Origin of the sequence: Legionella steelei (genome assembly GCF_001468005.1) — a bacterium.
GTDB classification, from domain to species: domain Bacteria; phylum Pseudomonadota; class Gammaproteobacteria; order Legionellales; family Legionellaceae; genus Legionella; species Legionella steelei.
The window spans coordinates 17,851-32,559 of the sequence record NZ_LNYY01000021.1 but is presented as its reverse complement, the minus strand read 5'-3'; the positions used below and the strand labels follow the sequence as shown (position 1 = coordinate 32,559).

Here is a 14,709-nt window from a genome sequence, read left to right as displayed (position 1 = left end):
ATCAACCATCTCATGGGTTAGATAATATATTTTGACTTGGACTTAATTTATCGTGAGTGATACACCAGCTTTCTAACATTTTAACTCTCAATGCTAATTGTTCTGCAACAATAGCATTGCTGGAGTTGACACCGACTTTAGTTAATTCTTGCATTGCAGAGCTAATCAAATCGTTAAACGATACTATTTTATCGTTTAACTGAATTTTACAAATATCATTTTGTCGCGTTAAGGCAACACCAAAATGCAAGGTATCAAACAGTAAATGCGAGATATAGGTTTCTAGTAGATAAGAAGAGCTAAGAAAATGGCTAAGTAACTCATCTGAGCTGATATTATTCAAAACAAATAGCTTATTATCCGCATCAAAAGCAATCGTTTCATTTGGGTACATTTTTGAAAGAAGTCGATGCATGCCATGATTTACTTCACGTGGAATATCTGGGTTAGCAGAAAACGACTCATCACTAATGTGCTCATAGAGTACACTTAAAAGCTCCTGATATTCGTTTGATTTCCAGTCCTCGGGCTTGTAAGACAAATATTGATCATGATCAGGATATAAATATTCATTCAATTGAATTTTTGGATCGTATTGAGCGTTTAAATTAATTAAGCTTTCTTCAATGGGTTGCAGTAAATTATCTACCATTAATTTTTGTTGAATGTAAAGAGTCAATATTTTCTTTTCATCTGATTGTACCGGGGTATTCAGTGGAGCAGAGCCAACAAAAAATTGAGGCATAGATAAGGCATTAAGCAAAACTGTTCCCAATGTGTAATCTACCTTAACAAGAGATTGTTGGCTTTCTATAGTAGTTATGAAGGTTTCCTTCGATTGTTGATGATTAAGTTTCGCTTCAATTTCAAAGGCTAGAATAGCCGCTAAAACTCCCTGATTATTTTTAGTAAAAGCATAAATAATATCTGGATTAGTTAGTATCTCTCTCATTTTGGAATTATTACCTGCAAAGGTAATGTCTGCATACATGGTTCTTAAATAATTTCGTAATGCAATGACTTGATCTTTATACTGATTCATTAATTTAAGACGTTCTTCTTTCATAGATGGGTCAGCAAGAGTCGTTTGTAAATGTTTCGCTAATGCTCCAAGATTATGTTGAGAGTGTTTACTTTCTTTTAAACTGAGTTTTACTGCGTATTCATGTACTTCGGCCGGTCTAGCATTCAAGAAATCGTTCAGATGGGCCCGTGCTGCCAAATAGGTGCTTGGTGATGTTTCTTCAAGTACCTGCATCACTTCAGCTAATCGATTAGGCGGTGCCATTTTAATCATTTCAGAAAAAATAAACGCTGTTTTAAGAAAAGGAAATTGACTAAAGAACATTTTAAAATTCTGCGGACTACCTCTTTTAATGAGATCTTCCAGAGCATCGATTGAGACTATTTGAGGAGGGTTATAGGTATTAAATATAAACGCCTGGAGGTACTCGAAAGATAATGGCAATCCTCTTGTGAAATCAATTTCCATAAATTTAAATAATTGCTCATTAATTGCATTTAAATGATTACTTAAACCATTTTGTTGTTGCAGTGATGTAAAATGGTCAACAATGTTATTCTTTATTTTTTTTCCGAGGTCTGTATCAGGTAGGGAATTAATAATATAAAAAATATGACATAGTGATTCTTTAAATCCATTGATCCCATGAAATATTTCATCTTTGCCTGCAATGTCAACTGAAATACTATCATTACCATCTAATGTGAATGTATACCTGCAACTTTTTGTTTTATCATCAAATTGACTACTAATAGCCACATTTGGTGTAAGATTCGCGCTAAATGGTATTCTTGATCGAGCAACGTAATCACCTAACTTAATGACCGAATGCTTTAAATAAGACAGAGGCATATCATATAGTTTTAGTTTAATTTGGCAAAAATAATTCGTTGAGTTGAATGCTGTTAAATAGGGGGCAGTACAAACTAATTGTTGATCCAATAACTTTCTATCTTCATCATTCATAACGGTAGGCATTCCCATAATTCCTAGATCTGTTCGCGCCGTTTCCGATAGTAAATAACCAGAATTCATAATGCTCTCAAAATTAACCACAGTACTAACATGTTGGGTCGTAGTGGTAGTTGCTAAAAAAAGGGGGGATGCGAGTGATGGCATGATAATATGATGTTCATCAATAAATTTAACAGCAAGATAGCCTAGCATTTTTTTTACTTTATCCTGTTCCTTATTTTCTAATAAAGCATGAAATCGATTCATTGGCTTATCGGTCATCCAGAATGAATAAGGTTGATTTACACCAAATATTTTAGGATAGAGCTCATCAGCTCTTTGAGACACTCTTAAGGCACCTTGAAGGGTTTTAACATGAGCAAGCTTGTTTTTATCATATTGAATATTTTCAATTTTAATCTCGCTACCTTGTTCGGATAGTTTTAAAATAGCTTTGTATAATTCAACATTATTTAATTTTTCAGCAAGGAGAATATGCGTTTCATTGGCTATGAAAATTTTAGGGTCAAGTTGTTGAAGTAGTTTTAATACCGATTCCTTAGTAAATTTAGAATTAGGATAACTGGCAGCTATTAACACAATACTCAGTAAATCAGCATTTTTCTTCGTTGCTATATCATGAATAATTTGTGGGTTAACCCCAGAGGCAAGACACCAACTGAGAAGGCCGAAAGTATTCTCATTATTAAGCAGAGATTCAATCTCATGAGGCTGAAGACTAGCAAGATCTGCCATAAAATTAATTCGATATCTTGAAAAACATATTTCTAATGCATCAAAGAGTACATTATCTTTTATTAATGAATGCAGTGGTAATGTGAACAATTGTCTCATAAAAGTAGTTGAATATGCTCCGGGAGATTTAAGGATAAATTGAATGGTTTTAGGATTTAATTTTTTGATATTGTCTATACTGCTAAATTCAGAACTTAAATTGATTCTCTCAAATCCCATCAAAAAATTAAAATCATACAAAGAACAATACTTAACTGCTTCATTGAGAAATTCCATTCCACTAATTTGCTTCAATGTTCTCATTTTATTTAGGATGTAGAATATGGAATAGACTTGTTTATTATCCACTGCCAACTGTAAATACTCTTTGAGCAGCACGGTTTTACTCAAATCCATTTCATCAAGATGAAACTTCAGAGCATTTATATTTCCAGATAATATGGCTGTTTCCAAGAATGGATCTATATTTTGATGTTGCATAGGAATCTGAAAGATAAGTTTTGATATGCTAAGTATAGTTAATAAAGATTACTTGGTGAGATAATGGATCGATTTGTCTTTTGTGTGGTTATTTTTTGTCTCAAATGAAGCTCTTATCTTAATTTGAGATAATTCCCAAAAATGTGCAACTCTAACAGAGTCTGAGATTTTCTGCGACAAAACCCTTCATGAAATTGCCTATTTAAAACATTTTCATAAACCGGTTGCTTGTGTTTGCTGTTTGTAGTGACTTTGTATTTTTTCCGGTAACGAACAAAAACCTCTGCTTCTTTCATTAAGCTTTGAGTTCTTCGTCGTCCTACAGGATAGCCCAATGCATTTAATGCCTTTCTCATTCGGCGACTTCCATAACAATAATGACTCGACTCAGCTATCTTTTTTACCCACTCTATCAATTCATCATGTAGGGGAGCTTTAGGCTTACTGTTCTGCCGTTTTTGATAGCTATAATAGCCTTGCCGAGTTACGCCCAGTAGTTGGCACCACACGCCAACAGGCCAGATCTTCTTGTGTTGGGCAATAAACGAGTATTTTACTTCGTTTCCTGAGCAAAGAAGACCGCCGCCTTTTTTAATATTTCTTTCTCCATCTTTAGGCGTTTATTTTCTTCTTTTAACCGGCGTATTTCTGTTTGTTCTGCATTCAGCTTTCCGTTGCCTCTAAATGCCTGACCATCCGGTTCTTGGTGCTCTCTAATCCAGCGGCTAAGAAGGGCTGATGAATCCCCAAACTTTTAGCTGCCTCTGTGCAACCATAGCCTTGATCTAATACAAGACTCACTGCATCAAGTTTAAATTCTTTTGAATACTTCTTTCTTACTACCATTCTTTTCTCCAGTTAAGTACATTATCTCTTAACTGGGGTGTCAAAATCTATTAGACCACGTCAGCAAGAGTAGTGTGGGTGAAACGAAGTAGAACACGGGTTTCAATCCTTTGGAATTTCAGTCTGGCTACGCCTGCTAAAGATGTACTCTTCCCTGACCATGTTATTTTAGAGTTTATTGTGGAGGAGTTATATCACTTGATTCCATAGGCATTTCCTGAGGCTGAGTTGAGTTTACAGAATCATGACTAGGAGGTTTAAATAGAGAAAGGCTAGTCAATGCAGTTCCCTCATAAGTTTCCACCTTATCTTGATCATTGGGATTATGATCTAAAGTTTTATTCAACAGATCTACTAAGTCGTGATTTGATTTTATGATATTCCAGGCTTTGGCATCCTCATATAAAGCCAGTATCAACCCTGGAAATGCATTAACCATCTCATATAATTTTGACTTATCACTATCGAATTGACTTCCAATTAGGATTAGGGCTATTGCTTGCAGTACCTCGGTATCCATTTTAGCAAAAGACCCGACTCTTTTAATTGCATACAGAATAGACATTAGATCTCCGGTATCAATTAAAGCACTTAACTTCTTAAGTACCGTTGTAAGGTAATCCAGGTGCTTTTCTGGATTGTTAAAGGAGGCATGTATCAATGATTGTATAAATTGACTTAAATCAATTCTCAATAAATTTGAATCGATATAAGTTCTAAAAATAAACCAAGTGATATTACTTGGAGAAATGTGTTGCCACACATTAAAGTCAGACAAAAGTGAAAGTATTTCATATTTATAAACTCGGACATAACCATAGGAGTTTTTGAGTAATGCATTGAAATCAGTAATGGCGGGAGCAAAATTAACTTTTACTGCTTTCAAGATTAAACCAAGGTCAGGATTTTGTTTTTTACAAACCACTTGGTAATCATTCTGGTACCATGCGATGATCCCAGGATTTTCTTTTGCTGCCATTTCTAGTAATTCATCTGAGAGTTTATTGATGTCTGTTTTATGCCATTCTACTACCGCAGCAAAGGCTACAACTGGTAATTGTGTACTTAGTTCATTCAATAGATCTCGCGCTAGATCCCACGCCAGATTATGCCCATCCTGTCTGGAGCGTTGTACTAATTCTTCAATTGCTTGTTTTTGTTCATTTCCGCTTTTTTGCAGTATATCAATCTTAATCTGTATTAAGCGCAATTCCTCCTCTTCCAATTCATACTGGTCTAATATGTTCTTGCCTCTCTTGTCTTCAAAGGATAGAAGCGCACGCTCTAAATAAGAACGTGCTTTAACGAATTCTTTTCTATTCAAAAAATACAAAGCCAGATCTTTTTCCATTTCAAAAGTATTCATTTGAAATCTATATTGGCTTGATAAGAAGGAAACCATTTCTTCTGCTGCAAATGGATTACCTTGACTTAGTGCTTGGCGTAAGTAATATGCTCCTTTAATAAAATTTAATTTAATCGCAGATTGGGCATGAGCAAAAAAGTGTTCCTCACTTCGTGTTTTTAAAGCGATGGCATAGTAATGGGTCAATTTACCAAATTCAGTTAATAAAATAGGATGTTGCTTGTTTAAAAGCTCTTCAACTTTTTGTTTCAATGGTCCCTCTGTGACAAAGAAATGCCTATATAACGTGATAAACCCATCTGGATTTCCAGTAACGAAATTTAATAAATCAAAAGAGTTGGGCATGTTTTCATGTTCAGTGAGTTTTATGTTCAACGCCTTTAATAATTTGAGATAGACACATGCTTTTAAATTTGAAGAGGCAGAGTAAGTTCCACTTAATAGTAAAAAGAGGTACATTAATTCAAGCAAGTTTAAAGACCCAGAACTTTCTTGCTTGCCCTTATTATAGGTAAGTTCTTCTCCGCTTTTCTCAAAGAAATGATGTCCGTGATTGTATAAAAACTGGGTGATTTTAGCTGCACCTTCAAGATAGGATTCAACACCAGGGGTATCTGGCATCTTTATTTGAAACTCTAAAAAGGAATTCATTATCAATTCCAATAGCGAATTGAATTGTTGGAGGTTATACACTTTTTTTAGGTGAGCAGTATCTGTAGATATCGCTTTTATTTTCCGAGAAACCTGTTCTAAATTGTTGAGGCTTTTTTCCAGATTTAATTTGAGTGAGTTTAAGTCAGCATAGAGGAGTGGAACGTTACTTTTATCCAATAGTTTGATCTGACCATTAATCACATCAATAGATGTTTGACAATCCAAAGCTGCTCTATCAATATTTTCTGCATGTTTTTCTGAAAGTGCATCAAGTGGTGTATCGGTTATAAAATGAGTATTCAATTTATTTTCTTGATCAGGGATTAAACTGCCTAGTTCTGCGAGTCTTTCTATATCAAGACCAGATAGACGTTCAAACTCTTTAAAAAATAAATCAAGTTGTTGATTCATTTCTTGAGGATTTTTTGTTAAAACGGCTTCCAATAATAAGCAGAGAAATTCTGGAGATAATTTATTTATTTTGGCTAATATAGATAAAAGATCGAATTTTCCATCAAAGGTGAATTCAATCACACCAAGAGCGTATTGAATTGCTTTTTTAACTTCTTCCGGGTAATCGTTATCGTTATTTTTACTAAAAAAAATAGAGTAATCAAAAATATTGCTATGAATGTGATCCCAGTAAGATACTCCCTTGTCACCATCAACCCAAAACCATAAATTATCGTTATATACGCCAATTACTGTTGCTGGTCCGCTAGGTGTTTTGATCCGTTGTAAAAAATAGACGCCAAATTTACTGGTTGCGTTAAGTGTGATGTCAAAAGAAAACTGATGTCCATCCTTTGTAGTTAAAGTGATATTAGGAACAGAAATTGTTTGATTTCCTAGAAATTTAAATTTTTTCACAATTACACCTTGTTTAATATTCAGAAGAGACACTTTTGATTGATTAAAAAATTTAATTTTAATTGATACAAGGCAATTAAAAAAACAAAAGAATGGTCATTATATGCACAGAACCAACCAATGATAACCCGTAAATTTTACGGGTATTATCGGTTTATTTTGTTAACAGCGCCCCACTCTCATTCTTTTATTCTGCTCTGCTATTCGTGATTCCACTTACAACCTAGCTGCGAATAGAGGAGGACCTTTATAACTTTAGTCAATGGTACCTAAGGGTTTCATAGTATTTACTTTCATCAAAAATATTTGTACAATAATCGCTCAATTGTTTTTGACCAAAGGTACATGAAAAATAATATTGCCATCAGCAACGAGTTCCTGATCCAACGTATCGGTCAGGGTATTAAGCTAATCAAGCCAAACTCGAAGGAGCATTATTTTAAAGAACAATATCGTCACACAGTCGCAGATTTTCTTGCACAGCCTTTTAACATTTGGTTCAGTAATACTGAATGTGCTTTTGTTACTGTGAATGATGGATGTGCGAATATATGCGGACTTGAATCTGTGCAAGCATCCGTTGGCAAAAGGCCAGTTGACTTTATGATTCAGAAACAAGCCGTTATTGCTACCAGGCATGATGAACAGATAATGATTAAAAAGACATTAGAAGTAACTGAGTTTGACCTTATTCGCTTTGATGGGTCGTCTCATCACTGTCTTCTCTTCAAACTCCCTTGGTATAATGACGAAAATAAAATAATTGGCACCTTTGGATGCGGGAGCATTATTGGCAAGCACAACTTAGCCGAATTTTTATCTAAATTAATTAGCCTTGATTTATTGAATATCAATGAAACTGGCGTTACTCAAACTAACTTTCCGTCTAAAAATGACAATGCATTTCCTTATTTTTCAAAACGCGAATCACAATGTTTGCACTTAACTGTCCGAGGTAAACCAGCAAAGCAAGTCGCTATCGAATTGGGAATTTCTCAACGTACGGTTGAAGAGCATCTGAATAATATCAAATTCAAATTAGGTGTTTTCTCCAAAGCAGAACTAATTGATAAAGCACTCAATTATTTTTATGAATTAAATCAATGAAAAAGAAACTGGTGAAATAAGACCAAAAGACTTTGATATACATGAATAATTAAGGCGTGTTGACAATTCATTCCCACCGCCTACGTGCCGCGACGTGTTCGCGGCATCCAGGAGATAGTCATCTTAAAAATGAAGCAAATATATTACTCTAATCTATTAATTAATCAGAGCAAACTCATAATATAATGATTCTAATATCAAGGATAAAATGAGTTGGCAATGGTTAGACTGATGCTCAGTGATGAGCAGTGGTCAAAGCCAAAGGAGAGCATGCAGCATATCGTTATGCTTGCTCCACAATGGATTCGCTTCTCCTGGATAGAATCCTCAATAAATTAGGACAAACCAGCATATCCCGGATGCAGGTGCAGTCTTAATCCGGGATATTGGGCTTCAAACATCACGGATTTCGTTTCACTTCATCAGGCTACGCTTGTTTATGCAGCTTCATTATGTAAAAAATCGGATTTTCTTAACATGTAATCCACATCAGATAAACGACTCCATCCACCACTCTGTGCATCTCCGTTTTTCAACGAGCCCTACCCATGCTTAATTTTTATATTAATCAGCCATCGCCAATTACCCCACAAATTCTAATGCTTGAGGTATTTTTTATTATTTATTATGGGATTGTATATTGATTTATAGCCAGCACGGTTATGAATGCGCTCGTTGTTTGGGTCTTTTACATTATCAAAACGACTGGTACCATAAGTTTCGAAGAAGGCACGTACTTGGGAGAGTATGGCTCTGTCTTCTCGATTGCCTTCTGTGCCAAAGGTTTCTTGCCATGATTCGAAACATTTTTTTGCAGCACTGAAGGATTCTCCGCTTTGCCATCCCGTTAGGCCAAACTGGGTGGCGAACTCTCCTGCTGTTGCTACTAGGGCAAATCGTCTAGCAACTCTTATGGTTTGACCTGTTGGCTCTTGCCCAACAACCTTATCAACAAATTGCTTAATGATATTGCTTATAACTGGAATTAGCGTCTGGCGATTGGATACTATGTTTTGTAACCATGCCATACCCACCGCGCCATAAAATTGAGTGGCAGATTCTTTAAGAGCTAGCGCCATGGCTGCCGGATTGATGTGGTTGTGGATGTTATCAAACAATCCCATGCCTAAACCTGCATCTGCTTCGATATCAGCAAGACGTATTTCCTGGCCTGCATTGGCTCGAAGACCTGCTTTTGCCATCAATGAAGTTAAAGACTCTGCACCAGCTGATAAAAAAATCAATGACCATCGAGACGATTTCCTCACCGTTCCTGTTCTTGATGCCCTAGTTTTTCCTTGACCATTAGCAAGCAGATAAGCAGCTTCTCCTGCCTCTCTTGGATCAACTTGGCTAAGCTCATCAAGAATTAGTAAACCATCATTATGCAAAGCCGCTAATACCTCAAGACCATTGGTCGTACTGCGCCATAATCGACAATAGTCTTCTGGGTTTCCCCAGACTGATGCCGCTACTTTTAAAGAGGTACTTTTACCAGATGAAGAGGCACCTCGTAGGTGAAAGCCGCCTGAATCTTCCCCGACTAACTTTGCTAAGCAAGGTGCAAATGAAGTAGCAATCGCAAAGATTAAACGCGAATTACCTGATGCTAATTGCCCAATTGAATCTCGCCATTGCTTTACTGTCCCCGATGAAGATAATGCGGGTTCAATAGTGTTGGCGTTTTGGAATACTATTTTTTCTTCACTGTTGCCAATACATTCATTGGCAGTAACGAAAATATCCCCATACCAGCCTAATCGTTCAACACAACGGGCGCGAGCTTCAACCGGAACAACCTGTAAATAGGAAGTCATAAATCTCGTGCCAGTTTATTGGGGGATATGGCTAATCCAAGTCTTGCCAATTCACGCCTGACATCAGAGGCATCACCTTGCAACAAGGCTAATGGCATAGCCCATTGATGGGTAACTCCATCGTCATCAACCCATTCGAGTAAACGACCCCATTCCCCACTTTTGGCATCGCGAGTTTTAGCAACTACATGCAATGGAGAGCAAATCCAACGAGGTGACAATTGGCTGCCATCCTTATCAGTACCTATGAACCACAGTCCCTTCTCGTTTTGTCTGAAATGACCGCCACCGTATTCACAAACGATTGGGCGATTTTGGGAAATATTGGTTAATGTTACCACTTGATTTTGTGACATAAGAAAATCTCCAACGCGAGTTCGAAGAAGGATTTATGTTAGATAAACAGTTCCTTCTTTGAATCGTTAAAAACAAGAATCGTTATACGTTAACCGCAGACAGCAACTGACCTTCGTCGCTGGTAGAACGATACACTCGTTGTTGTTGGATAAATTCTTGAACCTCACTTTTGCGATACAAGACCTTGCGACCAATTTTCAAATACGGAATACCCGTACCTGCCCATCGATTGCGTTCGAGTAGCTGTGTTGAGCAGCTCAATACCGCAGCAATGGTTTGTTGGCTAAATAAAGCAGACTCTGGGGCTGATTCAAATTCGTTTAATAGATCTAGGCTAGATATATTTAATATAGACATAGTGGAACCTCTTAAAATTGATCATTCATTGCAACTGTATGTTGCGCCTATCCTGCATCCTGCTGCATCCAGCGTAATGAATATCAACCTTTATCCAGCTCCATCGCAGATAAATTTTTTGTGGCGATATACGTTTCCATTAATTCCTAAGCTCTTACTTCTACCGTGCCATTTACGGTTCATTAAAAGCTAGTGAAATTTTCACTTGAATCCTAAAAGCATGTCAAGCGAGTTCGGGTATTTTAAAAAGAAGTGGATTTAAATGATACTAATTGAAGTGTAAAAAGTACTTTTGTCCCATTTGCCCCACAAGCATATTATGGAGTGGGGACGCTATAAACCCAGTAGTGATAAGGGTTTCCCACTTGTCCCCTTCGTCCCTCTCATTTTTATAATCCATATTGGACGAAGCTAAATAGAACTACCTCTTCAGGGCTTTTATAATCTTCGCTACATTATTTTTAATTAAATTATTATAAAAATACCGTCTTCAGAATGCTAAAGTGCTATTAATTCTTGTATCGTAGGTTTGTAGTATTCTGCTGCGCCAGTCTTTACTATTAAGTTATTTGTAGGCTGATATTCAGCGTCACTATGCGTGTGTCCGCAAAGAACTACAAAGTCTATTGCGGGATTCTCAAGAGCATAAGGCATCAGTACATCACCGATAGCTTTAGAGCTGAAATAAGGTAGATAGTTCTCATCACTGACCTTCCCCATATGCTGACAAGCCTCCTTGAAGGGAGGAACATGAGTCAAAACTATTATTTTTCTGGGTTGAAGCCTTACTGCTTGTAATAAGTCATTTTCCAATGCATTAGCATCTAGATCAGCTAACTCTTGCATTTTTTGTAGCAGATGCTGTCGACTTAGCATTTTTCCCTGAAACAAATCCGCAATCATTCTACTGTCATTTAATGAAACAGGGCTTTTTTGATAATTTCCTAATCTGCCCATCCATCTTGCCCTAATAAAATTGTATTATTGGGAAGGTGTTGTAAACCTGTCGCAGGCAACCAGAATAAGTCAGCATGAGCCGCGCTTAATTCAGTCAATGCCTTACGTACATCCGAAATAATTCCACGATAATAATCATGGTTTCCGACAATAAAATATATGGGCATTTTGATTTGCCCAACCATTTCATTTAAAAGATTGATTAGAGAAGGAGCTTCGGCGATGTCACCACTAATCAATGTTGCATCGCAGCCAGTAGCTAGAATGTCCTTATAGTATTTTTGGCGAGACTCAACTTCTAGAAAATTGAGGTGGATATCCGTTAACCAAGCCAGTTTCATTTGTATGTACCCTATTCTTTTTGAGCAAATTGTTCTATTCGTTTTATCACAGTTTGAACTCGTTGCTCTGTCACTGGCCCATCATTAAGATGGCCAGGGAGTGACTGCATGAATTCATCATTTTTTAAGAAATCATTGAATACCAACCTTAAGTGCTTTTTTAAATCTTCACTTGAAGTGTACACTTGCTCTGCAATATCAATACATCCTGCGATCACCGTAATCATGTCTTCAAAGTCATGACTGCCAAGAAAATCATAGTTCCCTCTTGATTTAAAAGCCTCTATTTTAGTCGCTAAAAAATAGGGGGCTGTTACAGATTTGATGGTAATGTCCTCTGTAATCTGATGATCAACAGCATGTTTGATTGCTTCTTTATACCACTCATTTCCCCAACCCAAAATTTTTTCATCTGTAGGCATTACATCCAATATGATGTCATCAAGATGCCAACGACAGGTGATCTCATCTTGCATCGAACGATAAAAGCCTTTCTCTTTTAGTTTTTCCTCAAACTTATAATACTGGCCTAACGACAAAACATCGATGATGCAGTCCACATCCAATGTTGTGCGAACATCTAATGATAACGGATCATTGATAAACAAAGCCGTGGTGCAGCCACCAAGATAGACCACTTCATCGTTCAATTCCCCGAGTTTCCTCGCAACCAACTCCAGCATTCTTAAATTGGATGTCGCTCTTTCGTTTCTTTGATGCATAAAACTCCCTTAATAACTCTATTGCTATCTTACGCTCTCTTGCTCGCCCTGAACGAATCGCATCAATGAGAACCAGTAGCTCGTAAAAAGATTGATCCGGGTGTTTTGCTAACGCCTCCGGCACCGATCGATACAATGGTTCCAAAGCTAACCCTCGCTGATCGCCCTCAGCATAAGGCCATACAGGTATGGGATCATCTCCCAACACGATATGTTTTTTAAATAAGGGGGCTGCATAGCTTGTAGGTATACCCCGTGTATATACTCCTAGTTGCACCGAAAAGAAGTATTTTACACCGTAAATCAAGCATTCCTCACAAGCGGCTTGTATGGGCATCCGAATAGGCTTACTTGAATTAGAATCTTCAGATTTGCGATATACAGGTGCAATCAATCCAGATAATTCCAATCGCTTCATCCCTTCATGAACTTCAGAAGCACTCATGCAAAGATAGGTTGCCAAATCTTTTTGAAGTAATTGCTCAGGTCGCTCACTAGCTAATATTTTTAACAGTATCACGATGTCTTGTGGCTTTAACATGTATCGTTCCAATGTGACCTCTATAAACAGAGTATAGCACAAATTCGCAATTCGCGAATCGCGAACTGCGAATCAATAATCGTTTTTGGTATTATTATTTATGTGAAGAAATGTACTTTGTCCCATACGTCCCACAATTGCAAAAAGAGATAGGGACGTTTCTAGCTCAGAAATGATGCGGATGCCCCACTTGCCCCCTTCGTCCCAAGTATTTTTTTAATGAATTTAATTCCATTTGAATAGGAAATATAGTTTGATCACACTGTCCATTTTATAAATTTGCGTTATCCTATCCACGCTTTAAAATGGAAAAAGGAAGATGGATGAAAAGCAAAATAATCGTTTTAGCTTTATTATTTGGATCACAAATTAATATAGCAAATGCAGGATTAGCCGCTACGACTGTCCATAGTCGAGCAAATTGTATCAATAATGAATCTATAACTTGGTGGCTTGGTCACGCTTATGATTGGCGTGTTGTAAGTACTCATACCAATATTTATGGAGGAGGTCATCTTATTGATACAGGATATGCTGTTACTTGGAGGCAAGCAGCTGTTCATTGGAATGAAGCCCCCTTAAACGATCACAGATGGGTTGTTTCCGGGTATCATTATTTAAGTGACTATGGCAACGGAAGAGTACCATTTGATACAACATCTGTTGGCGACTGTAGCATTTATAATGGCTGGTGGGATTATTAATAAGTACAGGCATAAAGGGAATAAAAATGAATAGCAAATTATTAATAGCAGGGATCACTGCTTTATTTTCTTTTAGTGTAATAGCAAGCAATGAGCAAGCTTTTACAAAAGAAGAAATAAATAAAAAAAACAAAGAAATTCTTGCTAAAGCAGGTATTGAGATACCTGAATATAATGAAATAAATATTGTTACTGCGAACAAATACATTAATAGCATGAATATTAAAGATGCAAACGATGCTCATTTGGCAAAGAAAATGCGAGAGTATCTAGTTATGAACGATGAACAACAAAAAAATGGTTATGTTAATGACAATGAACCCAGAGCAAAGGAATTACTAGATTTAAAAAATACCGCAGCTTACCAAAAGAAAAAATACAATGGAGTTCTTTCCGCAGAAAGCACTCATATAAGAGATTCCAGTACTGATCTAAAACTTGCATATACATTTGTTGGTGTTCCACCGGAAGACATGGACATGAGCATTGGTTTTGCTCCTTATGGTGCATATAAATCGGTAAAAAATGGTGATATTGGCGATGGATGGGATGGCGCGGTACAATTTTTTGATAAAAATGGAATTGGTAGCTGCGCGTTTTCGGAGCATAATAGAAAATTATCGGGATTAGGTGTTGAGCTCATTAAAGAGCTGGTTTCTTATGACGTTCAAAATAGACCGACGGTTATACTTGTCAAAGGAACCAAAGAAAGTGGCTATCTCTATAAAATAAAATGGTATGACTCAACGTTTAGTCGTGAACTTGAGTGTGCAAACATGGAATTTAGCCCTCAGATTAAAGAGAATGTGATTGCATTAGCCAGTCGTATAGAGTCTTATCAGCAACCATAACTTTA

Annotated in this window: 10 protein-coding genes and 2 pseudogenes; 3 read left to right on the top strand and 9 right to left on the bottom strand. The window is 36.8% G+C overall.

Annotation, left to right across the window (positions count from 1 at the left end):
• Positions 1–10: 10 nt before the first annotated feature.
• The 3 genes and pseudogenes from Lste_RS14755 to Lste_RS14740 form a co-directional block, all read right to left on the bottom strand.
• Positions 11–3,214: a hypothetical protein gene (locus tag Lste_RS14755; protein ID WP_058511771.1), complete on the bottom strand. Its 3,204-nt coding sequence runs from the start codon at positions 3,212–3,214 to the stop codon at positions 11–13.
• A gap of 191 nt (positions 3,215–3,405) precedes the next feature.
• A pseudogene (locus Lste_RS19655) lies at positions 3,406–4,060 on the bottom strand (IS3 family transposase); the annotation flags it as partial.
• A gap of 175 nt (positions 4,061–4,235) precedes the next feature.
• Positions 4,236–6,950 carry a hypothetical protein gene (locus tag Lste_RS14740; protein WP_058511770.1) on the bottom strand — a complete coding sequence of 905 codons (2,715 nt, stop codon included), beginning with the start codon at positions 6,948–6,950 and terminating at the stop codon, positions 4,236–4,238.
• A 345-nt stretch (positions 6,951–7,295) separates the two neighbouring features.
• On the opposite strand from Lste_RS14740, the gene Lste_RS14735 reads away from it, so the two are divergent.
• A complete protein-coding gene (locus tag Lste_RS14735) occupies positions 7,296–8,057 on the top strand; it encodes a helix-turn-helix domain-containing protein (protein ID WP_058511769.1) in 762 nt (253 codons plus the stop codon).
• Positions 8,058–8,704: 647 nt separating this feature from the next.
• On the opposite strand, the pseudogene Lste_RS14730 reads toward Lste_RS14735, so the two are convergent.
• The 6 genes and pseudogenes from Lste_RS14730 to Lste_RS14710 all read right to left on the bottom strand — a co-directional run.
• Positions 8,705–10,230, bottom strand: a pseudogene (locus Lste_RS14730) (DUF927 domain-containing protein); the annotation flags it as partial.
• A gap of 82 nt (positions 10,231–10,312) precedes the next feature.
• Positions 10,313–10,588 (bottom strand): helix-turn-helix domain-containing protein, encoded by a 276-nt coding sequence (locus Lste_RS14725; protein ID WP_058511768.1) that lies wholly within the window; start codon positions 10,586–10,588, stop codon positions 10,313–10,315.
• Between the two features lie 498 nt (positions 10,589–11,086).
• Complete coding sequence (locus Lste_RS19650) at positions 11,087–11,545, bottom strand: metallophosphoesterase family protein (protein WP_237760501.1); 459 nt, start codon at positions 11,543–11,545, stop codon at positions 11,087–11,089.
• Positions 11,533–11,886 (bottom strand): metallophosphoesterase family protein, encoded by a 354-nt coding sequence (locus Lste_RS19645; RefSeq protein WP_237760500.1) that lies wholly within the window; start codon positions 11,884–11,886, stop codon positions 11,533–11,535. The genes Lste_RS19650 and Lste_RS19645 overlap by 13 nt, the downstream gene beginning before the upstream one ends.
• Before the next feature lie 11 nt (positions 11,887–11,897).
• Entirely contained in the window at positions 11,898–12,608 is a 711-nt protein-coding gene (locus Lste_RS14715; RefSeq protein WP_229309645.1) for a hypothetical protein, read from the bottom strand.
• A complete protein-coding gene (locus Lste_RS14710) occupies positions 12,526–13,149 on the bottom strand; it encodes a hypothetical protein (RefSeq protein ID WP_157070773.1) in 624 nt (207 codons plus the stop codon). Before Lste_RS14710 ends, Lste_RS14715 begins: the two co-directional genes overlap by 83 nt.
• Positions 13,150–13,472: 323 nt before the next feature.
• Between Lste_RS14710 and Lste_RS14705 the strand changes: the two genes are divergently transcribed.
• On the top strand, positions 13,473–13,853 hold the full coding sequence (locus Lste_RS14705; RefSeq protein WP_058464400.1) for a hypothetical protein: 381 nt from the start codon (positions 13,473–13,475) through the stop codon (positions 13,851–13,853).
• A 26-nt stretch (positions 13,854–13,879) separates the two neighbouring features.
• Positions 13,880–14,704, top strand: a complete 825-nt coding sequence (locus Lste_RS14700; RefSeq protein WP_058511767.1) for a hypothetical protein — start codon at positions 13,880–13,882, stop codon at positions 14,702–14,704.
• Positions 14,705–14,709 lie beyond the last annotated feature (5 nt).